Annotated in this window: 19 protein-coding genes; 6 read left to right on the top strand and 13 right to left on the bottom strand. The window is 64.2% G+C overall.

Going from position 1 to position 21,730, the window contains the following annotated elements; translation table 11 throughout:
• Positions 1 to 15: 15 nt before the first annotated feature.
• Positions 16 to 423, bottom strand: a complete 408-nt coding sequence (locus DCO48_RS10255) for a heme utilization protein (RefSeq protein WP_116550492.1) — start codon at positions 421 to 423, stop codon at positions 16 to 18.
• A 309-nt stretch (positions 424 to 732) separates the two neighbouring features.
• Here DCO48_RS10255 and DCO48_RS10250 point away from each other — a divergent pair, with 309 nt between their 5' ends.
• Complete coding sequence (locus DCO48_RS10250) at positions 733 to 1,488, top strand: hypothetical protein (RefSeq protein WP_116550491.1); 756 nt, start codon at positions 733 to 735, stop codon at positions 1,486 to 1,488.
• A 62-nt stretch (positions 1,489 to 1,550) separates the two neighbouring features.
• On the opposite strand, the gene DCO48_RS10245 is transcribed toward DCO48_RS10250, so the two are convergent.
• From DCO48_RS10245 to bglX, 4 genes are all read right to left on the bottom strand, one after another.
• Positions 1,551 to 2,882: an MFS transporter gene (locus DCO48_RS10245; RefSeq protein ID WP_116550490.1), complete on the bottom strand. Its 1,332-nt coding sequence runs from the start codon at positions 2,880 to 2,882 to the stop codon at positions 1,551 to 1,553.
• Positions 2,883 to 3,051: 169 nt separating this feature from the next.
• Positions 3,052 to 4,386, bottom strand: coding sequence for a sigma-54 dependent transcriptional regulator (locus tag DCO48_RS10240; RefSeq protein ID WP_116550489.1), 1,335 nt, complete (start codon positions 4,384 to 4,386; stop codon positions 3,052 to 3,054).
• Complete coding sequence (locus tag DCO48_RS10235; RefSeq protein ID WP_116550488.1) at positions 4,380 to 6,137, bottom strand: ATP-binding protein; 1,758 nt, start codon at positions 6,135 to 6,137, stop codon at positions 4,380 to 4,382. Before DCO48_RS10235 ends, DCO48_RS10240 begins: the two co-directional genes overlap by 7 nt.
• Before the next feature lie 63 nt (positions 6,138 to 6,200).
• Positions 6,201 to 8,495 carry a beta-glucosidase BglX gene (bglX, locus tag DCO48_RS10230; protein ID WP_116550487.1) on the bottom strand — a complete coding sequence of 765 codons (2,295 nt, stop codon included), beginning with the start codon at positions 8,493 to 8,495 and terminating at the stop codon, positions 6,201 to 6,203.
• A 184-nt stretch (positions 8,496 to 8,679) separates the two neighbouring features.
• Here bglX and DCO48_RS10225 point away from each other — a divergent pair, with 184 nt between their 5' ends.
• The 4 genes from DCO48_RS10225 to DCO48_RS10210 all read left to right on the top strand — a co-directional run bounded on the left by DCO48_RS10225 (position 8,680) and on the right by DCO48_RS10210 (position 11,994).
• Positions 8,680 to 9,276 (top strand): LemA family protein, encoded by a 597-nt coding sequence (locus tag DCO48_RS10225; protein WP_116550486.1) that lies wholly within the window; start codon positions 8,680 to 8,682, stop codon positions 9,274 to 9,276.
• Positions 9,276 to 10,010 carry a YgcG family protein gene (locus DCO48_RS10220; RefSeq protein WP_116550485.1) on the top strand — a complete coding sequence of 245 codons (735 nt, stop codon included), beginning with the start codon at positions 9,276 to 9,278 and terminating at the stop codon, positions 10,008 to 10,010. Before DCO48_RS10225 ends, DCO48_RS10220 begins: the two co-directional genes overlap by 1 nt.
• Before the next feature lie 30 nt (positions 10,011 to 10,040).
• Positions 10,041 to 10,658, top strand: coding sequence for a TPM domain-containing protein (locus tag DCO48_RS10215; protein WP_116550484.1), 618 nt, complete (start codon positions 10,041 to 10,043; stop codon positions 10,656 to 10,658).
• A 118-nt stretch (positions 10,659 to 10,776) separates the two neighbouring features.
• Positions 10,777 to 11,994, top strand: a complete 1,218-nt coding sequence (locus tag DCO48_RS10210; RefSeq protein ID WP_116550483.1) for an SAM-dependent methyltransferase — start codon at positions 10,777 to 10,779, stop codon at positions 11,992 to 11,994.
• 39 nt (positions 11,995 to 12,033) lie between these two features.
• On the opposite strand, the gene DCO48_RS10205 is transcribed toward DCO48_RS10210, so the two are convergent.
• The 5 genes from DCO48_RS10205 to DCO48_RS10185 all read right to left on the bottom strand — a co-directional run bounded on the left by DCO48_RS10205 (position 12,034) and on the right by DCO48_RS10185 (position 18,392).
• A complete protein-coding gene (locus DCO48_RS10205; RefSeq protein WP_116550482.1) occupies positions 12,034 to 12,927 on the bottom strand; it encodes a DMT family transporter in 894 nt (297 codons plus the stop codon).
• A gap of 133 nt (positions 12,928 to 13,060) precedes the next feature.
• On the bottom strand, positions 13,061 to 15,625 hold the full coding sequence (locus tag DCO48_RS10200) for a TonB-dependent receptor (RefSeq protein ID WP_116550481.1): 2,565 nt from the start codon (positions 15,623 to 15,625) through the stop codon (positions 13,061 to 13,063).
• A gap of 116 nt (positions 15,626 to 15,741) precedes the next feature.
• Positions 15,742 to 16,698: a FecR domain-containing protein gene (locus DCO48_RS10195; protein WP_116550480.1), complete on the bottom strand. Its 957-nt coding sequence runs from the start codon at positions 16,696 to 16,698 to the stop codon at positions 15,742 to 15,744.
• Positions 16,695 to 17,234, bottom strand: a complete 540-nt coding sequence (locus DCO48_RS10190; RefSeq protein ID WP_116550479.1) for an RNA polymerase sigma factor — start codon at positions 17,232 to 17,234, stop codon at positions 16,695 to 16,697. The genes DCO48_RS10195 and DCO48_RS10190 overlap by 4 nt, the downstream gene beginning before the upstream one ends.
• Before the next feature lie 132 nt (positions 17,235 to 17,366).
• On the bottom strand, positions 17,367 to 18,392 hold the full coding sequence (locus DCO48_RS10185) for a DUF4917 family protein (RefSeq protein WP_116550478.1): 1,026 nt from the start codon (positions 18,390 to 18,392) through the stop codon (positions 17,367 to 17,369).
• A 150-nt stretch (positions 18,393 to 18,542) separates the two neighbouring features.
• Between DCO48_RS10185 and DCO48_RS10180 the strand changes: the two genes are divergently transcribed.
• Positions 18,543 to 19,184: a LysE family translocator gene (locus tag DCO48_RS10180; RefSeq protein ID WP_116550477.1), complete on the top strand. Its 642-nt coding sequence runs from the start codon at positions 18,543 to 18,545 to the stop codon at positions 19,182 to 19,184.
• 14 nt (positions 19,185 to 19,198) lie between these two features.
• Here DCO48_RS10180 and DCO48_RS10175 read toward each other — a convergent pair whose 3' ends face one another.
• From DCO48_RS10175 to DCO48_RS10165, 3 genes are read right to left on the bottom strand one after another with little or no spacing between them, the layout of a single operon-like run.
• Positions 19,199 to 20,899: a SulP family inorganic anion transporter gene (locus DCO48_RS10175; RefSeq protein WP_116550476.1), complete on the bottom strand. Its 1,701-nt coding sequence runs from the start codon at positions 20,897 to 20,899 to the stop codon at positions 19,199 to 19,201.
• Positions 20,900 to 20,937: 38 nt separating this feature from the next.
• On the bottom strand, positions 20,938 to 21,339 hold the full coding sequence (locus DCO48_RS10170) for a type II toxin-antitoxin system HicB family antitoxin (protein WP_116550475.1): 402 nt from the start codon (positions 21,337 to 21,339) through the stop codon (positions 20,938 to 20,940).
• A 20-nt stretch (positions 21,340 to 21,359) separates the two neighbouring features.
• A complete protein-coding gene (locus tag DCO48_RS10165; protein WP_116550474.1) occupies positions 21,360 to 21,560 on the bottom strand; it encodes a type II toxin-antitoxin system HicA family toxin in 201 nt (66 codons plus the stop codon).
• Positions 21,561 to 21,730 lie beyond the last annotated feature (170 nt).

Here is a 21,730-nt window from a genome sequence, read left to right as displayed (position 1 = left end):
GACGCGCATCGGGGGTTAGCTGATGCGGTGGGCCGGGGTGCGATCGAAACCATCCTCGGCGACTTTGGCGGCGCCGGTACGATCGAAGCCGTCTTCGGCGACTTTGGCGGCGCCGGTGCGATCGAAGCCGTCTTCGGCGACTTTGGCGGCGCCGGTGCGATCGAAGCCGTCTTCGGCGACTTTGGCGGCGCCGGTGCGATCGAAGCCGTCTTCGGCGACTTTGGCGGCGCCGGTACGATCGAAGCCGTCTTCGGCGACTTTGGCAGCGCCGGTGCGATCGAAACCATCTTCGGCGACGTTGACCGGTTGAGTCTGTTCAACGGCGAAGCTGTGGATGTTGGTGCGCTCGGAACCGTCTTCGGCGAAGGCAGCGCTGGCAGCCAGGACGGAGAAAGCGAAGGTCAGGATCAGGTTGGTTTTCATGGTGGTTGCTCCGGGGTAGTGGGGTTGTTTGTTTCTATGGGTTTAATGCTACGCCGATTAATTTGATTAAAAAGCGCAAAAATTAGCGCTTAAATATCGATTCAATCGATTCGATACTCGGCAGTAATGCTTGAATTGCGAGGTCAGCCCGCGATTGCCAATACCGTCGTTTCCTGGTCCAAGCACAATGCCCAGCTCGAATTAATCGGGCATTAACGCCCTCTCAAATACTTTTTTCATTTCTCCCCAACTGATTTTTCATGCGCTGCTGAGCACCCTTGCCGCACTCAAATAAAGGAGCGGCACCCGATGAATAAACTTCCCCAGATCACGCTTGCGTTCTGGATCATGAAAATCTGCGCCACCACCCTGGGTGAAACCGCAGGCGACCTGCTGTCGATGACGCTCAACGTCGGCTACGCGCTCAGCTCGCTGCTGCTGATCAGCGTGTTTCTCGTCACCCTGGTGACCCAGCTGCTGTCCAAACGCTTTCACCCGGTGCTGTACTGGCTGGTGATTCTTTCCACCAGTACCGCCGGCACCACCATGTCCGATTTCATGGACCGCACCCTGGGCCTGGGTTATGCCACGGGCTCGGCGATCCTTATTGGCATCCTGTTGCTGACCTTCGCGATCTGGCGCCTGAGCGGCGACCCGCTCAACGTCAACAATATCCGCAGCCGGCGCGGCGAGCTGTTCTACTGGGTGGCCATCCTGTTCTCGAACACCCTCGGCACGGCACTGGGCGACTACCTGGCCGACGACTCGGGGCTGGGTTTTGCCGGCGGTGCCCTGCTCATTGGCAGTGCCATCGGCGTTGTGGTGCTGGCACACTACTGGACACGCCTGTCTGCGGTGCTGCTGTTCTGGGTCGCCTTCGTCCTGACCCGGCCGTTTGGCGCCACCCTGGGCGACTTCCTGACCAAGCCGCATGAAAAGGGCGGGCTGGACTTCGGCACCGTCGGTTCGTCCGCCGTGCTTGGCGCGATTCTGCTGGGGATGATCGGCCTGTCCTACAACGTCACCCAGCGCAAAAGCCGACTGGCGGTGGCAGAGCTGTCCTGAGCATTGCCCATGAAAAAGGGGCGCCCTTCACAGGGCGCCCCTTTTTTGGGTGACGGCGACGCTCAGTCGGTGACGATCCGCGAATGCTTGCGGGTGTCCTTCATGAACACATACACCAGCAGCGAACAGGCGATGCAGGCCGTCACGTACCAGTAGTAACCGGTTTCCATGCCCGCGCTCTTGAACCACAGCGCCACGTATTCAGCGGTACCGCCGAAGATCGACACGGTCAGTGCATACGGCAGGCCCACGCCCAGCGCGCGGATCTCGGTCGGGAACAGCTCGGCTTTGACCACGGCGTTGATCGAGGTGTAGCCGCTGACGATGATTAGCGCGGCCATGATCAGGAAGAACGCGCCCCACCAGGTTTCGATGGTGTGCAGGGTGCTGAGGATCGGTACGGTGAAGAGTGTGCCGAGCACGCCGAAGGCGATCAGGATCGGCCGTCGGCCAATCTTGTCGGACAGCGCGCCGATCACCGGTTGCAGGCACATGAACAGGAACAGCGTGGCCGCCGAAATAGTGGTCGAGTCGCTGATGCTCATGCCCACCGTGTTCACCAGGTACTTCTGCATGTAGGTGGTGTAGGTGTAGAACGCCAGGGTGCCGCCCATGGTCAGGCCGACGACAGTGGCCAGCTCTTTCGGGTGGCGCATCAGCGTGCGCATCAGGCTTTCCTTCGGCTTGTCGGTTTCCTGCTCTTTCTTGGTGAACGAGGTGGTTTCTTCCATGCCACGCCGCAGGTACAGCGCAACCACCGCGCACAGCGCGCCGATCACGAACGGCACACGCCAGCCCCAGGCATACAGCTGCTCGGTGGTCAGGGTCTGTTGCAGGATGATCAGTACCGCCAGCGCGATGAGCTGGCCGGAAATCAGTGTCACGTACTGGAAGCTGGAGAAGAAGCCGCGACGCTCCTTGGTCGCCATCTCGCTGAGGTAGGTGGCCGAGGTGCCGTATTCGCCGCCGACCGAGAGGCCCTGCAGCAGGCGGGCAATGACCAGCAGGATCGGCGCGGCGACGCCGATGGTTTCATAACCGGGGGTCAGGGCAATCACCAGAGAACCGGCGCACATCAGCAGCACCGAAGCCATCAGGGCGGCCTTGCGCCCCTTGCGGTCGGCGTACAGGCCCATCAGCCAGCCACCGATCGGGCGCATCAGGAAGCCTACGGCGAAAATCGCAGCGGTGTTGAGCAGTTGCGCAGTGGTGTCGCCTGCCGGGAAGAAGGCCTTGGCGAAGTACAGCGAGAATGCCGCGTAGACGTACCAGTCGTACCATTCGACCATGTTGCCGATGGAGCCACTGAAAATCGACTTGAGGCGGCTGGAGGTGGTTTTTTCCGCAGCAGGCGCTATGGCCGCCCCGGCAGGCAGGGTGGTGGAGTTATCCATGGACGGGACCTTCTAGTTGTTGTTGTGAAGCGCGCCGAAACGCAGCCTTACCCGGCTATAGCAGAAGCCGTGCCAGGCCGCGAAGGCCCGTATTAGAAGGGTTTGTCAGTGATGGTTGAGCGGAAATCCGCTCAATGCTGCGGAGCGATAGGCAAGAATCCGCCTATCGCTAGGGGCGATCGAGAAAGTCTTCGCGCAGCAGGTTGTGCCGCTGCATCTTCTCGTTGAGGGTACGCCGCGGCAGTTGCAGTTCTTCCATGACCGCCTTGATATCGCCTTTGTGCCGGGCCAGCGCGGCGCGCAGGCATTGCGCTTCGAAGGCTTCCTGCTGGGCCGCCAGCGATTGCCCGGCCGTCGCGACCAGTGGCTGCGGTTCACCCAGGCCGAGGGCGTGGCGCTCGGCGGCGTTGGCCAGCTCGCGAACATTGCCCGGCCAGTCCTGGCCGAGCAGCCGGCCCAGCTGTGCAGCGTTCAGTGCCGGGGCACTGCGACCGAGGCGCTCGGCGGCGGTGTGGGCGAAATGTGCGAACAGCAGCGGGATGTCTTCGCGGCGTTCGCGCAGTGGCGCCAGGCGCAATTCGGCGACGTTCAGGCGGTAGGCGAGGTCCTCGCGAAAGCGCCCGGCACGGGCTTCTTCGAGCAGGTCGGGTTTGGTCGCGGCGATGATCCGCAGGTCGACGCTGATGCTCTGGTTGGCGCCCAGGCGCTCCAGCTGCTGCTCCTGCAACACGCGCAGCAGCTTGGCCTGCTGGGCCAGCGGCATGCTCTCGATTTCGTCGAGGAACACGGTGCCGCCATTGGCATATTCCAGTTTGCCGATGCGCTTGCCCTGGGCGCCGGTAAACGCGCCGCTTTCATGGCCGAACAGTTCGGCTTCGAACAAGTGCTCGGGAATTGCCGCGCAGTTCAGTGCCACGAACGGCTGCGCGGCACGCGGCCCGAAATCGTGCAGGCAACGCGCCACGCGCTCCTTGCCGCTACCGGTCTCGCCACGGATCAGCACGTTGACCGGCAAGCTGGCGAGGTCGAGTACCTGCCGACGCAATTGCTGCATGCCCGCCGACATGCCGAGCAGGGTGCCTTCCAGGCGCGACTTCTGGTCGGCCTGTTCGTGCAGGCGGCGGTTCTCCAGCACCAGTTGGCGTTTCTCCAGGGCGCGGCGCAGGCTGTCGAGCAGGGTTTGCGGGGTGAAGGGTTTTTCCAGGAAGTCGTAGGCACCGTTGCGCATCGCCTCGACCGCCATCGGCACGTCGCCGTGCCCGGTGAGCAGGATCACCGGCAGGTCGGCATCGCGCTGTTGCAACTGCTCAAGCAACGCCAGGCCGCCCATGCCGGGCATGCGCACGTCGCTGAGAATCACCCCGGGAAAGTGCGCCGGCAACTGGGCCAGGCAGTCCTCGGCACGGCTGAACGGCTGCACGGCGAAACCGCTCAGGCCCAGCCACTGCTCGACCGCGCTGCGGATACTGGCTTCGTCGTCGACGACAATCACCGAATTCAACATACAGGCTCCGGGTCGATGGGCAGGGTGAAGCTGAAGCGGGCACCACCGGGCTGGTTGTCGACCTGCAGGCGGCCACCGGCTTCGTGGATGATGCCATAGGAAATCGCCAGGCCCAGGCCCAGGCCTTCGCCCACCGGCTTGGTGGTGAAGAACGGGTCGAACACACTGTTCAGGTGCTCCTCGGCAATTCCGCCGCCGCTGTCGAGCACGCTCAGGCGCCAGCAGTCGGCAGCGATGTCGATGCGTATTTCAAGGCGTTTGTAGTGCTTGTCGGCCATGGCATCGAGGGCGTTGCGCACCAGGTTGATCAGCACCTGCTCCAGGCGGATGGCATCGCCGCGAACCCACGCCGGACGGGCCAGGTACAGCGCCACGCCGACTTCCTCGGCGCGGATTCGTGGGTCGAGCAGTTGCAGCGCCTGGTCGACCACGCCGGCCAGGTCGAGGCGTTCGCGCAGGCCGCTGGGGCTGTTGCGGGCGAAGGTCTTCAGGTGGCCGGTGAGCGCGGCCATGCGCGTGAGCATCTGCTCCAGCGGTTGCAGGGCCTTGCGCGCTTCATCGTAGCGCTGGTTGTCGAGCAGCAGGCGCAGGGTTTCCAGTTGCATGCGCTGGGTGGTCAGCGGTTGGTTCAGTTCGTGGGCCAGGGCCGCCGACATCTGCCCGAGGGCGGCCAGCTTGGTCGATTGCACCAGGCCTTCCTGGGCGGTGCGCAGGTCACGGGTGCGCAATTCGACCAGTTCCTTCAGTTCTTCCCGGCTACGCTGGCGCAGCCGCGACAGGCGCAGGCGCTGGCTGACGAAAAGAATCGCGAACACCAGGGTCAGCCAGATCGCCGCTGCGGCCAGGCCGGCATTGCGCCCGTCGTTGCCCGGCTGCGGTTTGCGCAGCAGGTGCAGGGTCCAGCCTTCGGCTTCCAGCGGCAGGCTTTCCCACAGGTAATCGAGGTTGCCGCCGGGGCCCTGCACGCGGACCAGATGGCTGTTGTCGTCGAAGCGGCTGAGCACCTGGCGCTGCAACGGCACCAGCGGCTGCTTGTCGTACTGCCGGGTGGCCTCCAGCTCGTTGAAGTCGGACGCCGACAGTGGCCGCAGTTCACGGTAGCGCCAGCCTTCCTGGTTGGCAATGAAGACGATGCCGCGCGAATCACTGACCAGCAGGACGTCGCTGCCCTGGCTCCATTCGCGCTCCAGTTCGGGGAACTCCAGCTTGACCACCATGGCGCCGAGGAACTCGCCCTGCTCGCCGTTGATGGCGCTGGAGAGGAAGTAGCCGGGGATGCCGCTGGTTACCCCCACCGCATAGAAGCGCCCGCTACCCTGGGTGCGGGTCTGCTTGAAGTACGGCCGGAAGCCGTAGTTCTGGCCGACATAGCTGACCGGCAGGCGCCAGTTGCTGGCGGCCACGGCCAGGCCGTTGCGGTCGAGCAGTTCCAGGGTCGAGGAGTTGGCGGCGCCGTTGATCCGTTCCAGCTTGAGGTTCAGCGCATCCTGGGTGGCCTGGTCGACTGGCGCGGCGAGGGCGTCGATCAGTTCCGGGTCCAGCGCGAGCACCGCCGGCAAGGCCCGGTAGCGCTCGATCAGGGTGTGCAGCGAGGTGGCGTAGAGGCCCAGTTGCTGGCTGGCGCGCCCGGCATCTTCGACGATGGCCTGGCGCTTGGCCTGGTGCATGGCCCAGCCGGCCGCCAGCAGGGTGCCGGCGGTGATCAACAGGAGGATCAGCCCCAGACGCAGGGCTCGCAAGGAAAAAGGCATGGCGGGCACTATCCCGGCAATGGGGAAGGCTTCCTGGCACTTCCCCGTGAGCATGGGCGCGGCTTACAGCAGCTCGAAACTCTGCTGTTGCACCGCCTCGGAGTCGAGGCCGATCTGGACGTTGAACTCGCCCGGCTCGGCTGCGAACTGCAGCTGGTTGTTCCAGAACTTCAGGTCGTCGGCCTTGATGCTGAAGTGCAGGGTGCGTTCCTCGCCAGCCTTGAGCATGACCTTCTGGAAGTTCTTCAATTCCTTGACCGGGCGGCTCATCGACGCGGCAACGTCCTGAATGTACAACTGCACCACGGTTTCGCCGTCGCGCTTGCCGGTGTTCTTCACCACCACGCTGGCGTCGAGGTTCTGCCCCTGCTTCAGGGTTTTCGCCGACAGGCTCAGCTTCGAAAGGCTGAAGTCGCTGTAGCTCAGGCCGTAGCCGAACGGATACAGCGGGCCGTTAGGCTCTTCGAAGTACTGCGAGGTGTAGTTGCCTGGCTTGCCCGGGGTGAACGGCCGGCCGATGCGCAGGTGGTTGTAGTACATCGGGATCTGCCCGACCGAGCGCGGGAAGGTGATCGCCAGCTTGCCCGATGGGTTGTAGTCGCCGAGCAGGACATCGGCAATGGCGTTGCCGCCTTCGGTGCCGCTGAACCAGGTTTCGAGGATCGCGTCGGCTTGCTCGCGCTCCCAGGCCAGGGCCAGCGGCCGGCCGTTCATCAGCACCAGCACCAGCGGCTTGCCGGTGGCTTTCAGGGCCTTGATCAGCTCGCGCTGCGCCGCCGGGATTTCCAGGCTGGTGCGGCTCGACGATTCGTGGGACATGCCGCGCGACTCGCCGACCACGGCCACCACTACGTCGGACTGCTGCGCGGCCTTGACCGCCTCGTCGATCAGCACCGCGGCCGGGCGCGGGTCGTCGATGATTTCCGGGGCGTCGAAGTTGAGGAAGTTCAAGTAGTCGACAATCGCCTTGTCAGCGGTGATGTTCGAGCCTTTGGCGTAGACCAGCTTGGCCTTGTCGCCCAGTGCGGTTTCCAGGCCTTTGCGCACGGTGACCGAATGCTTCGGCCGGCCAGCGGCGGCCCAGCTGCCCATCATGTCGATGGGGGCGTCGGCCAGCGGGCCGACCAGGGCGATGGTCCCGGCTTTTTTCAGTGGCAGGGTCTGGTTGCGGTTTTCCAGCAGCACCAGGCTGCGGCGGGCAACGTCGCGCGCAGTGTCGCGGTGCAGGCGGCTGTCGGCGTAAACGTCGGCCGGATCGTCCTTGGCCTGGCCGATGCGCACGTACGGGTCCTTGAACAGGCCCATGTCGTACTTGGCGCCGAGAATCTCGCGCACGGCGTTATCGAGGTCGGCCTGGCTGACCTCGCCGGACTTGAGCAGCGTCGGCAGGTCTTCGCCGTACAGGCTGTCGTTCATGCTCAGGTCGATGCCGGCCTTGATCGCCAGTTTCGCCGCTTCACGGCCGTCTTTGGCCACGCCGTGGCGGACCAGTTCGCCGATGGCGCCATGGTCGCTGACGGTGACGCCCTTGAAGCCCCACTCCTTGCGCAGCAGGTCGTTCATCAGCCAGGTGTTGGAGGTGGCCGGCACACCGTTGATCGAGTTCAGCGCGACCATCACGCCGCCAGCACCGGCGTCGATGGCGGCGCGGTACGGTGGCAGGTAGTCGTTGTACATCTTGGCCGGGCTCATATCGACGGTGTTGTAGTCGCGTCCGCCTTCCACCGCGCCGTATAGGGCGAAGTGCTTGACCGCCGCCATGATGCTGTCGGCATTCGCCGGGCTCTGGCCCTGGAAGGATTCGACCATGACGCGGGAGATCCGCGAGACCAGGTAGGTGTCTTCGCCGAAGCCTTCGCTGGTGCGGCCCCAGCGCGGGTCGCGGGCGATGTCGACCATCGGTGCGAAGGTCATGTCGATGCCGTCGGACGCGGCCTCGATGGCCGAGGTACGGCCGACGCGGGCGATGGCGTCCATGTCCCAGCTGGACGCCAGGCCCAGGCTGATCGGGAAGATGGTGCGGTGGCCGTGGATCACGTCATAGGCGAAGAACATCGGGATCTTCAGCCGGCTGTTGTTGATCGCGGCGTCCTGCATCGGCCGGTTTTCGTCGCGGGTGATCGAGTTGAAGGTGCCGCCGATGCGCCCGGCCGCGATTTCCTTGCGGATCAGCTCGCGGGGCATTTCCGGGCCGATGCTGATCAGGCGCAACTGGCCGATCTTTTCTTCCACGGTCATTTGCTTCAACAGGTCGCTGATGAAGGCGTCCTTGTTCTTCAGGGGCTCGGCAGGGGCAGCGGCCAAGGCCGTCTGACTGGCCAGGCTGACGAGCAGGCCCAGCAAACACAGCTTGTTCATGTATTCAGCTCTCGTGGCTTGCGGCCGTATTCACGGGGATACGACCCAGCCGAAATGGGGGAAGCGGCTATTGTTGTAGTGTGCTGGGGCATCTTTTAGCCGATCGGGCCGTCGCCATCCAGCGGCGGTTCGCGATTATGCCTCAAGTCAGAGGCTTTACGCAGACTCAAGGAGCGTTGCCAAGATGCAGGTAATCCATCGTGCAAGATTCGCGGTGCTGGTCGTGCTGGCCAGCCTTCTGGCCGGTTGCGGAATCAACAACATTCCCAACTACGACGAGCAGGTCAAGGCGGCCTGGGCGCAGGTGCAGAACCAGTATCAACGCCGTGCCGACCTGATCCCCAATCTGGTGGAAACAGTCAAAGGCTACGCCAAACAGGAACAGGAAACCCTGACCGCGGTCATCGAGGCGCGTGCCAAGGCCACCTCGATCAAGGTCGATGCCAGTACCCTGGACGACCCGGAGAAACTGCGCCAGTTCCAGGCTGCGCAGCAGCAGTTGGGCGGTGCGCTGGGCCGGCTGATGGTGGTCTCGGAGCGCTACCCGGACCTGAAGTCGAACCAGAACTTCCTGGCCCTGCAATCGCAACTTGAAGGCACGGAAAACCGCATTGCCGTGGCGCGCAAGGATTTCATCGCGGCGGTGCAGCGCTACAACACCGAGATCCGTACGTTCCCCGGACGCATCTGGCACAGCGTGATGTACAGCGACATGCCGCTGCGGGAAACCTTCGAGGCCACCGCCACCGATGCCGACAAAGCGCCTGAAGTGAAATTCTGATGCGCGCGCTCAAGGCTGCGTTGCTGCTGGCGCTGCTGCTGGCCAGTGCGCTGCTGCGCGCCGAACCGGTATTCCCGAGCCTGACCGGGCGGGTGGTGGACGATGCGCACCTGCTCGACGCCGCCAGCCGCGCCCAGCTGGAGCAGATGCTTGCCGCACATGAACAGGCCAGCGGCGGCGAGCAGGTAGTCGTGGTGACGGTGCCCGACCTGCAAGGCCAGGGCATCGAAGACTATGGCTATCAGCTCGGCCGGCACTGGGGCATCGGCCAGCGCGGCAAGGACAACGGCGCGTTGTTGATCGTCGCCCCGAACCAGCGCAAGCTGCGCATCGAAGTCGGCTATGGCTTGGAAGAACGCCTGACCGACGCGCAGTCCTCGGTCATCATCAACAGCGTGATCACCCCGGCGTTTCGCCGCGGCGAGTTCAGCCAGGGCATCCTCCAAGGCACCGCAGCGATGCTCCGGGTACTCGGCGGCGAGCCGCTGGCCGAGCCGGCGCGGGCCGTTGGCAGCAGTCGCGAAGACGGCCCGACGGCCTGGGGTGTGGGCCTGTTCATTCTGTTGATCATCATCGTGTTTGCCTTGCAGGGCCTGGGCGGTGGACGCTCCGGCGGCGGATTCGGCGGTGGCCTGGGCGGCGGTTTCGGCGGTCTGGGTGGCGGTGGCGGTGGTGGCGGTTTCAGCGGTGGCGGCGGCAGCTTTGGTGGCGGCGGTTCGTCGGGCGGCTGGTAAAACAACACTCACAGAGACGTGAAGCGCGATATGGCACTGCTCAGCGAATACGAACAACGTCAGGTCGCCGAGGCGATCGCCGAAGTCGAACGGCACACCGATGCCGAACTGGTCACGGTGCTGGCCGCCCGCGCCGACGACTACACCTATATCCCGTTGCTGTGGGCCAGCCTGCTGGCGCTGGTGCTGCCTGGACTGGTGTTCTACCTGACCGGCTGGTTCAGCGTGCACGGCTTGCTGATGCTGCAGTGGCTGAGTTTCCTGGTGCTGTGCCTGCTGTTTCGCCTGCCATTCCTGACCGCCCGGCTGATTCCGCGTACGGTGCGCCACTGGCGTGCGTCGAACCTGGCGCGGCGGCAGTTTCTGGAGCAGAACCTGCACCACACGTTGGGTAGCACCGGGGTGCTGATCTTTGTCAGTGAGGCCGAGCGGTATGTCGAGATCCTCGTCGACGAGGGGATTTCCCGGCGGCTGGATAACCAGGTGTGGGAGGCCATCGTGCAGCGTTTCACCGAGCAGGTGCGTGCCGGGCAGACGGTGCAGGGGTTCGTCAGTTGCATCGAGGCCTGCGGCAAGCTGCTCAGCCAGCACGTGCCGCTGACCCAGGCGCGCAACGAGTTGCCCAATCGCCTGGTGATCCTGCGCTAGTGCTGGGCAAGCGGCAGCGCTGATCGACAAACGCTGGGCGTGCGCCGGGCATCCACGTAAAATGCCCGGCATCGTGCGCCCTGCGGCGCCCCCGTCATTCCCGAGGCACCCATTCCCCATGTCCGACACCTCCACCGCCCAGGCCGCGCCGGATGCGCGTGCGCAATTTCTGGCGCTGCTTGCGACTGCCCTGCAACAGGAAGCCTTCATCAAGCTGGTGCTGGCGCGCCATGTCGGCGACGAGGTCGACCTGCAACGGGTGATCGCCAAGCCGTTGATGGTCAAGGGCCAGCCCAGCCTGTCGTTTGTCTATCGTTACAAGACTCGCGACATCACCCGCAACCTGCCGCTGGAAGACGCCCAGGCGCTGATTGCCGAGCTGCTGCCGGCATCGTTCCGCAATGCCCACCTGCTTAGCCTGAGCGACGAAGTGCAGTTGGAGTTCAGCAAGAAGGGCAAGCCGATGCTGCACCGCAATGCCGTGCAGCAGGCGCGTGTGGTTCCGGCGGGCGAGCATGACCGCGAGAAGAAGCGCTACCTGGAGCTGAGCCGGCCGTTCCTGCGCGACCTGGGCGTGACCGACCAGCAGCAGGCGCTGATCCCGGCGATGTCGCGCAAGTGGAAGCAGATCAACAAGTTCATCGAGGTGTTTTCCCACGCCCTGAACAGTGCCCCGCTGACGGCAGAGCAGCCGCTGCGGGTAGCCGACTTCGGTTCGGGCAAGGGCTACCTGACCTTTGCGATTCACGATTACCTGCGCAATACCCTGCAGCGCGAGGCGCAGGTGACCGGGGTGGAACTGCGCCAGGACATGGTCGACCTGTGCAACGCCGCGGCGGCCCGCCTGGAGCATCCGGGGCTGGTGTTCGAGCATGGCGATGTGCGCACAGTGGTGCCGAGTGCCATCGAGGTGATGATTGCCCTGCACGCCTGCGACATAGCAACCGACTACGCGATCCATACCGGGATCCGTTGTGGGGCGGCGATCATCATGTGCTCGCCGTGCTGCCACAAGCAGATTCGCCCGCAGTTGCACACGCCGGGGCTGCTCAAGCCGATGCTGCAATATGGGCTGCACCTCGGGCAGCAGGCGGAGATGCTGACCGACAGCCTGCGCGCGTTGTACCTGGAGGCGTGCGGCTACGACACCAAGGTATTCGAGTTCATTTCGCTGGAGCACACCAACAAGAACAAGATGATCCTCGCCACCAAGCGCCGCGAGCCGCTGGAGGCGGGGGCGTTGCTGGAGAAGATTCAGGCGTTGAAGGCGTTCTATGGGGTACAGGAGCATTGCCTGGAAACGCTGCTGCGGGCGGATGGCTTGTTGCCGGCTTAAGGCGTGTGGGCCTCATCGCGGGCTCGTTCCGCGATGAATTCAATGCAATTTAATGACTGACGCCGGATGCACCTTGGTCCGCCGCCCCAGCAGCACCGTCAGGATCACCCCGCCGGCAAACAGCCAGGTAATCGGTTCCACCTGCTCACCAAAGAACAGCGCCGAAAAGGCGATGGTGAAAAAGATCTGCGTCAGTTGCACCTGGCTCACCCGCGCAATCCCGCCCAGCGCCAGACCGGCATACCAGGCAAAGAAGCCGATGAACTGCGAGAACAGCGACACATAACCAAACGCCCACCAGGTCCTGGCGCTGATCGGCGTCTCCTGCTGCCACGCCAGGTACAGCACCGGCCCTAGCAGCAACGGGCTCGACAGCACCAGCGCCCAGCAGATCACCTGCCAGCCGCCCATCTCCCGCGCCAGGCGACCACCCTCGGCATACCCCAGACCGCCCACGGCGATCGCCGCCAGCATCAGCAGGTCGCCCGCCTGAATCTGCCCGGCACCCATGATCAGCGCATAACTCAGCACCAGCGCGCTGCCCAGCGCCGCGCAGGCCCAGAACGCCCGCGACGGCCGCTCGTGCGACAACCAGGCGGCATACACCGCCACGCACAACGGCTGTAAACCATTGACCAGCGCGCCATGCGAGGCCGGCACGGTTTGCATGGCCCAGGCCGAGAACACCGGAAAGCCGAGAATCACCCCCAACGCTACCAGGCTCAGCCCCTTCACTTGCCGCCAGCTTGGCCAGCGCTCGCGTCGCCAGAGCAACAGCAGCGCCGCCGGAATCGCCGCGAACAGTGCGCGGCCCAGGCCGTTGAGCAAGGGGTGCATTTCCTGCACGACAATACGCGTCATGGGCAGGGTGAGGCTGAAGATGACTACGCCGAGCAGGCCGAGGGCCATGCCGGTGTTTTCGCGGGAAGACATGAAGGCGCCTTGAAACGGGGAAGTGCACTCATTGAGCCACAGGCGCGAAGGGGAATCTTGTTACAGCTGGACACAAAGGTGTCCGTACAGTTGCCGCCGGCCACCCGTTGCAGGCGGCCGACGTCGGCTCGGGTCAGAAGAACCGGGTGATGCTGACCTTGGCGTTGCGCCCCTGGCTCCAGACGTTCTCGCCGCTGAGCATGGGGGCGTAGTCACGGTTGAACAGGTTGTCCACGGTGAGGTTCACCTCGGTACCTTTCAGGTACGGCTGCTGCGGGGTCCAGCGGGCGAACAGGCCTTGCACGTCGTACGATTCGTTTTCGCGCTGGTCGTAGTAGCTGTCGCCCAGGACGCTGGCGGCGTTACCCGAGTACTTGTCGCTCGGTACACGGTCGGTCTTGCGCACGAACAGCCCGGTCCAGCCGACCTGGGCATCCCAGCTCGGAATCTTCACACCCAGGCTGGCGAACCATTTCGGTGCCGGCACATCGCGTGCCCAGACGTTCGGGCCCCACGGGTTGGTGTAGGCGTTTTCGTGCTTGCCGGTCATCCATGAGTAGGACAGTGAGCCAAACAGGTAGGTCGAGTCGTAGAAGCTTTCGACATCGAAGCCCTTGTAGACCACATCGTTGACGTTGCGGTAGTTGGCGATCAGGCCCGCTGGGCAGCTCTTGCCGATGTTGCCGCCGGTGATGTTCTGCTGGTTGCACTCGATACCAGTGGATTTGACGATCTCGTCCTTGACCCGGTTCTGGAACAGGGTGGTGCGGATCTGCACGCTGTCGCGTTCGCTGAACACGTCGGACAGGCTGGTGACGCTACCCAGGCGAATGGCGGTGATGCGTTCCGGGTCCAGGCCCCGGCTGCTAGCGGTGCGTGAGCCGAGACCCTGGACTTCGTACTGCTCGTCGATCACCGGGGCGCGCCAGGTCTGGCTGTAGTCGGCGAAGAACGCCTGCTGCTCGGTGGCTTTCCAGAACAGCCCGAGTCGCGGCGACCAGCCGCTGTAGGTCTGGGCGCTGTAATCATGGCCGGCGGCCAGATTGTCATAGTACGGCGCGTCGTTGCCGCCGCCTTCGTTGCGCACGTGGTCGTAACGCATCGACGGGGTCAGGGTGAAGTCGCCCCAAGTGATCGCGTCCTGCACGTAGAGGCTGTCGGTGTCGACCTTGCCCTTGGGCATGAAGTACGGCTGGAAGTGGCCGTAGTTGTACTTGGCGTTGTCGTACATGGCGCCCGGCATCCACATGTCGGTGTCGCGCGTGTGCCGGCGCAGTTGCACGCCCGTGGTCAGTGCATGCTCCAGCGGGCCGCTGGCGAACAGCGCGGTATTGCGCACTTCGACGATGCGGTCCTTGTAGGCGGTCTCCATCTTGCGCCCGCCGGTGGCCATCTGGAAGTACGCGGTGGCGTCGCGCTCGTCGGTCTGCTCGGTGTCGGACTCGGAGTAGCTGACTTCCAGGTCGACCAGCGGGTTGTCGATTGGCTGGTACTTGTAGGTGGCCGACCAGGTGGTGTCGATGGTCTGGCGGTTGGCCAGGAAGCGCCGCAGCGCCCCTTCATAGCCGTACTTGTCGATGTTGGCCTGGCTCGGTGGGGTCGGGTAGCTGATCGAGGAAAACGGTGTCCAGCGTTCGTTGTTCGACCGCGAGTAGGACAGGTTGACGCTGTTCTCGTCGTCCAGGTGCAGGTTCAGCTTGAACAGGCCACCGTCCAGGTCCTGCGCGGTGTTCGGCAGGCGCTTGGGGTTGATCGGGTACTGGTTGTTCTTGTTCGGCTGATGACCGGCCAGCTTCATGTCGTCGCCATCGCGCTTGGTCAGGTAGACTAGGGCATCGGCACGGCCGTCGTCGGTGCGGCCGAATAGCGCCGAGCTGTAGATCTGCTGGTGATCGTTGCTGGAATAGCCGTATTTGACCATGGCGCCGGCGTTACGGCCTTCCTGCAGCAGGTCGGGGGCGTCCTTGGTTTCCATGTGTACGCTACCGCCAAAGCCGCCGTTACCGACGAAGGTCGAGTGCGGTCCTTTTTCCACTTCGATGCGCTTGATCAGCTCGGGCTCGATGAAGATGGTGCCCTGCGAGTAACGCTCGAAGCCGCTTTTGGTGGCACCGTCGACGGTCAGTGGTACGTCTTCGGCATCGCCCATGCCCCAGATATTGATGGTCTGGCCGCCGGGTTCCTGCGAGCCGCCCATGTTCACCCCGGGCAGGGTGGTGAGCAGGTTGGGAATGTTGCTCGGCTGGTGCCGGTCGATGTCGACCTGGGTCAGGGTCGAGCGGCCGACGGTGGCCGCGTCGACCTGTTGACCGTTGCCGACGATACTCAGGGCGTTGAGCTGGATACCGTTGGCATCGACGCTGCGCGGGGTGGTTTCGTCGTCTTTCGGACGCACCACGTAGGTGCTGCCAACCTGGACCACGGCAAACCGGCTACCCGCCAGCAGGCGGGCAATGGCGTCGGCGGCTTCGAACGGGCCGTTGAGAGCCGGGGCCTGGACGTTGCGCAGCAACGATTCGTCAAACAGCAATTGCACCTTGGCTTGCTGGGCCAGCTGGCTCAGCGAGACGGCCAGCGGCTGCGCCGGCAATTGCAGCTGCACCGGCGTGGCCTGGGCCTGCAAGCTCAGTGCGAGGCACGCGGCGAGCAGCGAAGAACGGACCGGCAACGGTTTGAAAGGTCGAAACGCACGCAACATGAAATCCCCCAATACGGCGACACAGGCCAGAAAGGCCTGCAATGACTACGCAGACGGGAGGAAGACGCGGTGCGTCGAAAAACCCTCATATGCGAATGAAAAATATTCTCAGCGATTTACTGCGAACGTCGCTCGATGCGCAGGCGGCCATCGGCCAAGGGCACGCTTTTCACCGGCAGCAGCGCCGGCAGGGCGTTGAGCAGGGCGTCCGGGTCATGCACATCGAGGTTGCCGGAGACCTTGTAGCCAGCCAGGGAACTATCGGCCAGCAGCACGGCGTTGGGGCGGTAGATCGACAGTTCGTCGACCAGGCTGGCCAGTTCGCGGTTGCGGAACGACACATGCCCGCTGCGCCAGTCGGCGACTTCCTGAGCGCTGACGGTCTGCCAGCTCAGGCTGCCGCGGGCGAGGTCGTAGGTGACGCGCTGACGGGCGTTGAGCAACGCCGGCGCGCGGCCTTCGCCGGGGGTTTCCAGGGCCACCGTGCCATGCGCGACGCTGAGCACCAGTTCGCGCTGGCCGCGGCGCAGGTCGAAACCGGTGCCGACCACACGCACGCGGGCCGTGCCGGCGTCGACGAACAATGGCCGCTCCTTGTCCGCGGCGACGTCGATGTAGAGCTGGCCCTGGTCGAGATGGATCAACCGGCGTTCGGCGCTGAAGTCGATACGCAGGCGCGTATTGGCGTTCATGTTCAGTTCGCTGCCGTCGGGCAGGCGCACGCTGTGCAGTGCCTGGTGCGTGCTGGCCAGGTGCTGCTCGAAAACGGTGTTCGGCACGCCGAGGTTGCTCGCCAGCAGCGTACAGACCAGCGCTGCGGCTGCCGCCAGGGCCGGGCGCCAGACCTTGGCCTGGCGCTGCGGCAAGGGCGCCGGTTTGTTCAGTGCCTTGAGCGCGGCCAGGTCGGCCCACAGCTGTTCGAACTGGCTGTAGGCGCGAGCGTGCTCGGGTGTTTCCAGCCATTGCTCGAAGGCCTTGCGCGCAGCGCGCGAAGGCGCGTTCTGGTTGTGGCTGAACCAGCTGGCCGCCTGGGCATCGACCGAACGCTTATCGATTTCAGGGGTGACGCTCATTGGGGCTGCTCCGTGCCGTGCTCGCGGTCCAGGCGCTGTTTGCAATGCAGGAGCGCGGCGGCGATATGTTTCTCCACCATGCTGATGGAAATCCCCATGCGTTCGCTGATCTGCGCCTGACTCAAACCTTCAAAGCGGTGCAGCATAAGGGCTTCGCGGCGGCGCGGCGAGAGTTCGGCAAGAACAATTTTCAACTGCTCAAGGCGTTGCTGGGTCTGCGCGTTGGCCATCGGGTCGGTCACCGGGGAGGCGGGCGCTTCAGTGGAGAGCTCGGCGTCCTCGTCGAGGACGGCATGCCGGACTTTCTGTCGACGCCAGTGATCACGCAGCAGATTGCGCGCCACCTGGAACAGAAACGCCCGGGGTTGCTCGACCCGGTGCTTGTCGCGGTACCCCAGCCATTGGGTAAACACGTCCTGGGTGATGTCGGCCGCATCGCTGGCGTTGTCCATGCGCTTGCGCAGGAAATACAGGATATCGGCGTAGAAACCGCGGCAGGGTTCATGCGCAAATGGGTCGGGTTTAGGGCGCTGCATGCAAGCTTTCCAGAGCGTCGCGGCGAGAAAGGTTGCGAATGGTATCGATAATTATTGTTATTTGCTACGTGGATTTGCACCTGCCCGCTCAATCGAAGCCGACCACTGTGGGGGGGCAGGCGCGGTAGCGTTTTAGCGCCGCCGCTTTACCGCGCTGGCCGCTGGCGCTGGCACATTCAGCGCAGCATCGCCCAGCGGATGGGTCGACGCATCGAAGAACAGCAGCTCAGCCGCAGCCCCCTCGAACAACCGCGTATAGTGCTGCTTCTGGCTGACAATCGCCGCTTCGCTCACCGGCAGGATACCTACCGCCACATGCGCCGGTTGTGCCTCGCGGATCGCCCGTAGCAGGTGCCGGTCGGCCTGGTCCAGATGCTGGCCGAACACGCACAGCCCCTCGTGGTGCGCGGCCAGCTCGGCGTAGCACCAGGTCAGGTAGTCCGATGCACGAATCGCCCGCAGCTTGTCGTCGCTGAGCCCTTCGTTGACGAACAGCGGCACATCCCCCGGCGTGTTGATTGCAAATCCATTGAGCAACTGACTGCCTTCGGCAGCGCGTTGGCGCGTGCCGCCGTCCTGAGTCTTGAGCAGGTGCAGGCCGCCATGCAGGTAGAGCATGCGCGTGCCGCTGCCATGGGTACGGGCGACATCGAAATCGCCTTCCTCGTCGAACAACGACTGGAACCCTTCCGGCGCGGCCCTGACCGCCCAGTGGCCGAGCAGGTCGTAGTTGCTTGAAAACACACTGCGGTAACTGCGCAACTCGGCATTGATCGCCAGCAGGTTCGCCGCCGGCAGCAGCCGGAACGGAATGTGCACGCTGCGCACCGCATGGATCAGGGCTTCCTTGATCGCGTAGTAGCGGTTCAGCGGTGCCGAGGAACTGATCGCCAGTGCAGCATTGACCTGCACGGTGGTGTTCAGCGCGCTTAGCACTGGCTCGAACAGTTCGGTGTCCAGCGACTTGAACAGTGCCTGGTCGGTGAGCCCGAGCGGCTTGTTGCGCACCCGTTGGGCCAGCTCGAACAGCGAGAAGTAGGCGAACGGCCGCCACACCGCGCGGCTGGCGCCGTTGCCCAGCAGCAGGCCGCTGCACGGGTGGCTGCGCTTGAGCTGTGGCCAGGGGGCAAGGGTGGCATCGAAGTCGGCGGCGGACATGGGCATCTCATCGGAGGTTGTTGCAAATCGCAGGGCGCGACTGTAGCACGCAAGCGTGTTCTCATCAGCGCCGGCGACTGCGTAACTGGTTCCGCACGGCACGCCTGGCGTAGACTCTGGCCTTTCGCCTGCCACAGGATCCTGGCCCCGATGACCTTCTCGCTGCTGCTCGCCGTGCTTGCTTCCGGTTTCATTTATGGCATCACGCCCGGTCCTGGCGTGTTGGCCGTACTCGGTATCGGCGCCACACGTGGGCGCCGTGCTGGCGCCGGCTTTCTCTGCGGGCACCTGCTCGGCGACGTGCTCTGGTGCAGCACCGCGCTGGTGGCGATTGTCGGTGCGCGGCAGATCGGCAGTTCGGTGTTCGACATCCTCGGCCTGATCAGCGGCCTGTACCTGTTCTGGCTCGGCGTGCGGGCCTTGCGCAGCCGGCCGGGCAACGGCAGCACTCAGGATGGCCCGGTGCGCCAGCCGTTCTGGCATGGCGTGGTGTTCGGCCTGACCAATCCCAAGGCCTACCCGGTTGCGGTGGCCACCTTTACCGCCTTGCTCTCCAGCCGCGCCGAAGTGCTCGACTGGTCGATGCTGCCGATGCTGATCGCCCTGAGTTTCGTTGGCGGCCTGTTGGCTTATGTAATCCTGATCGGCATCGTCGGCGCCCGGCACGTACGCAGTGTCTACAGCCGCTACGAACTGTGGATCACCCGTGCCTGCGGGCTGATGTTCATCGGTTTCGCGCTGAATGCGTTGCTGCATGCACTGCCGGGTTTGTTGCCGTCGCGCGCCAGCTAAGGGGCGCTGCGCGGTTATGCGCCGGAAGCCTCCCGGCGCAACTTGTTGCGCCACAATCGATACGCTCGAATCCCGGCCCTGACCGAGCCATACAACAGGTGACCCTCCATCTCCCGCGCCAACCCCGAGCGCACCAGCATTCGCAGGAAGCGCCCGCGGGCCCGGGCAATGCCCAGCACGATGCCCTGGGCATGCAGGGTATCGCGCACCTCGCGTAGCGCGGCAATCCCGCTGACGTCGATCGAACTCACCGCCTCGGCATCGAACAGCACGGCTTTCGGCTCTTTCTCGCGTTGCACGGCGTCCAGCAGGCGCATCTTGAAGTAGTCGGCATTGAAGAACAGGATCGCATCGTCGAAGCGGTACACCACCAGCCCCGGTACGGTCCGCGCATCTTCGTGGCGGCTGATGTCGACCTGGCCCTCGATGCCCGGCGACCAGCCCAGCACCGCGTCAGTCGGCTGGTAGATGCTGTACAGCAGGCGCAGGATCGCCAGCGTCACCGCCAGGATGATCCCCGGCAACACGCCTAGCCCGAGTACGCCGACGGTGGTCAGCACACACAGCCAGAACTCGAAGCGGCTGAGCTTGTAGATCTTGCCCAGCGACTTCACGTCGATCAGCCCCCAGCCGGCCATCAACAGCACCGCGCCGAGCGCCGCCTGTGGAATCCAGGCCATCGGCGTGGTGAAGAACAGCAGGATCACGGCAATCACCAGTGCGGCAATGATGCCGACCAGCTGGCTTTTGCCGCCGACCATGTCGTTGACCGCAGTGCGCGAATCGGCGCCGCTGATGGCAAAGCCCTGGGAGGCACCGGCGGCCAGGTTGGAGACGCCGAGGGCGAGGAACTCATGGTTGGCATTGATGGCGTAGCCATGTCGGGCGGCAAAGCTGCGCGCGGTGAGCATGGCGCTGCAGAAGCTCACCGTGGCGATACCGAGGGCGTCGCGCAGCAGGCTTTTCATCTCTTCCAGGTTGGTCTGCGGCCAGGCCAGTTTCGGCATGCCCGCTGGCACATGACCGAGCACTGCGACGCCATGCTTGTCCAGCCCGAACAGCGCGACGATCAGTGTGGCGACAATCACCGTGACCAGTGCCGCCGGTAGTTTCGGGTAGCGCCGTGGCAGGGCGATCAGCAGGCCGAGCGCGGCCAGGCCCAGGGCCAGGGTGAGCCAGCGGATTTCGTTCAGGCGCTGGGCCAGGTCGATCAGGCTGAGGATGAAGCCGTTGCCATGGATTTCGAAGCCCACCACCTTGCCCAGTTGCCCGGCCAGCAGGCTCAGGCCGATGCCGTTCAGGTAGCCGATCAGGATCGGCCGCGAGAAGAAGCTGGCAATGAACCCGGCCCGTGCCACCCCGGCGCCAATCAGCATCAGCCCCACGAGCACGGTAACGATCACCGACAACTGCGCCACCCGCTCCGGGTCGCCCATTGCCAAGGGCGCCACGGCGCCGGCGACCATGGCGCAGGTGGCCGCGTCCGGGCCGACCATCAGTTGGCGGGAACTGCCGACCAAGGCATACACGATCATCGGCAGGATGCAGGCATACAAGCCGACCTGCGGTGGCAGGCCGACGATTTGCGCGTAGGCGATGGCGATCGGGATCTGGATGGCGGCCACCGACAGGCCGGCCTGCAAGTCCGGACGGAACCACTCGGCGCGGTACTGCAGCAGGTTGGCCAGGCCCGGAAGCCAGCGGGAAAGAAACATGTACCAATCCTTTGAATGTTTCGTGGTGGGGCAGGGCTTCAGCTGAGCAGTTCGCGCAGGGCTGCGGCTGCCAGGAAACCCGAGCGGGATGCGTAACGATGATCCTTTTGTACGCGGTCGTCGATACGTTGCAGGAGGTTTTCCGGCAGGCTGGCGTTGAACCGGACCGACTTGCCCAGATACGGCGTGATGTCGAAATCCACCACGGCCCAGATCCCGCCTTCGAAATCCGGGTTGCCGATGTGCACGTCGATTTCCTGGGCGCGCGGCAGCGGCTGGTTGTCGGCGACCAGGCCCTCGAAATGCAGGGCCATGGCCTCAAGGGTGTTCTCCAGCGCCTGGGCAACGGTGGCCCCGGCAGAGAAACAACCGGGCAGATCGGGAATGCTCACGCCGTAATCGGCGGCGGCATCCTTGTGCAGTACAACAGGAAATTGCATGGCTTAAACCTCCTGATAACTCAATGAACCTGCCCGCTGCGCTCGAGGCCGGCCTGCTTGAATATGTTCATCACTGTGCCAATCGGTAGGTCACTTTGCGGGTGCGGGACGGTAACCCGCCCGGCACGCAGCGGGTGTTTGAATTGATGGTGGCTGCCTTTGCAGGCCACCTCGTACCAACTGGCGGCAACGATCATCCTGATCACCTCTCGACTGCGCATGCGTCCCTCCATGGAACGATGGTGTGTATGGTACACACTGAAAATGAGTGCGCCTAGTGCTTTGCTCGGAGCAATGCCGGCTGCAGGGGAAACGATGGCAGACGGTGGCGTGCTCGCGGATCGGCAAGTGATGCGGGAAATTGCCGGACAGGGCCGCGATACAAGGCGTG

Source organism: Pseudomonas sp. SDI (genome assembly GCF_003105155.1).
Taxonomy (GTDB): domain Bacteria; phylum Pseudomonadota; class Gammaproteobacteria; order Pseudomonadales; family Pseudomonadaceae; genus Aquipseudomonas.
Note: the sequence above shows the minus strand (reverse complement) of the source record. Positions and strands in the feature narration are given on the sequence as shown.

Excerpts from the sequence above, each read along its gene's own strand:
- DCO48_RS10215 (WP_116550484.1), top strand. The coding sequence starts at position 10,041 with ATGGCACTGCTCAGCGAATACGAACAACGTCAGGTCGCCGAGGCGATC.
- DCO48_RS10190 (WP_116550479.1), bottom strand. The coding sequence starts at position 17,234 with ATGCAGCGCCCTAAACCCGACCCATTTGCGCATGAACCCTGCCGCGGT.
- DCO48_RS10235 (WP_116550488.1), bottom strand. The coding sequence starts at position 6,137 with ATGCCTTTTTCCTTGCGAGCCCTGCGTCTGGGGCTGATCCTCCTGTTG.
- DCO48_RS10170 (WP_116550475.1), bottom strand. The coding sequence starts at position 21,339 with ATGCAATTTCCTGTTGTACTGCACAAGGATGCCGCCGCCGATTACGGC.
- DCO48_RS10250 (WP_116550491.1), top strand. The coding sequence starts at position 733 with ATGAATAAACTTCCCCAGATCACGCTTGCGTTCTGGATCATGAAAATC.
- DCO48_RS10245 (WP_116550490.1), bottom strand. The coding sequence starts at position 2,882 with ATGGATAACTCCACCACCCTGCCTGCCGGGGCGGCCATAGCGCCTGCT.
- DCO48_RS10240 (WP_116550489.1), bottom strand. The coding sequence starts at position 4,386 with ATGTTGAATTCGGTGATTGTCGTCGACGACGAAGCCAGTATCCGCAGC.
- DCO48_RS10185 (WP_116550478.1), bottom strand. The coding sequence starts at position 18,392 with ATGTCCGCCGCCGACTTCGATGCCACCCTTGCCCCCTGGCCACAGCTC.
- DCO48_RS10255 (WP_116550492.1), bottom strand. The coding sequence starts at position 423 with ATGAAAACCAACCTGATCCTGACCTTCGCTTTCTCCGTCCTGGCTGCC.
- DCO48_RS10220 (WP_116550485.1), top strand. The coding sequence starts at position 9,276 with ATGCGCGCGCTCAAGGCTGCGTTGCTGCTGGCGCTGCTGCTGGCCAGT.
- DCO48_RS10205 (WP_116550482.1), bottom strand. The coding sequence starts at position 12,927 with ATGTCTTCCCGCGAAAACACCGGCATGGCCCTCGGCCTGCTCGGCGTA.
- DCO48_RS10200 (WP_116550481.1), bottom strand. The coding sequence starts at position 15,625 with ATGTTGCGTGCGTTTCGACCTTTCAAACCGTTGCCGGTCCGTTCTTCG.
- bglX (WP_116550487.1), bottom strand. The coding sequence starts at position 8,495 with ATGAACAAGCTGTGTTTGCTGGGCCTGCTCGTCAGCCTGGCCAGTCAG.
- DCO48_RS10175 (WP_116550476.1), bottom strand. The coding sequence starts at position 20,899 with ATGTTTCTTTCCCGCTGGCTTCCGGGCCTGGCCAACCTGCTGCAGTAC.
- DCO48_RS10225 (WP_116550486.1), top strand. The coding sequence starts at position 8,680 with ATGCAGGTAATCCATCGTGCAAGATTCGCGGTGCTGGTCGTGCTGGCC.
- DCO48_RS10195 (WP_116550480.1), bottom strand. The coding sequence starts at position 16,698 with ATGAGCGTCACCCCTGAAATCGATAAGCGTTCGGTCGATGCCCAGGCG.
- DCO48_RS10210 (WP_116550483.1), top strand. The coding sequence starts at position 10,777 with ATGTCCGACACCTCCACCGCCCAGGCCGCGCCGGATGCGCGTGCGCAA.
- DCO48_RS10180 (WP_116550477.1), top strand. The coding sequence starts at position 18,543 with ATGACCTTCTCGCTGCTGCTCGCCGTGCTTGCTTCCGGTTTCATTTAT.
- DCO48_RS10165 (WP_116550474.1), bottom strand. The coding sequence starts at position 21,560 with ATGCGCAGTCGAGAGGTGATCAGGATGATCGTTGCCGCCAGTTGGTAC.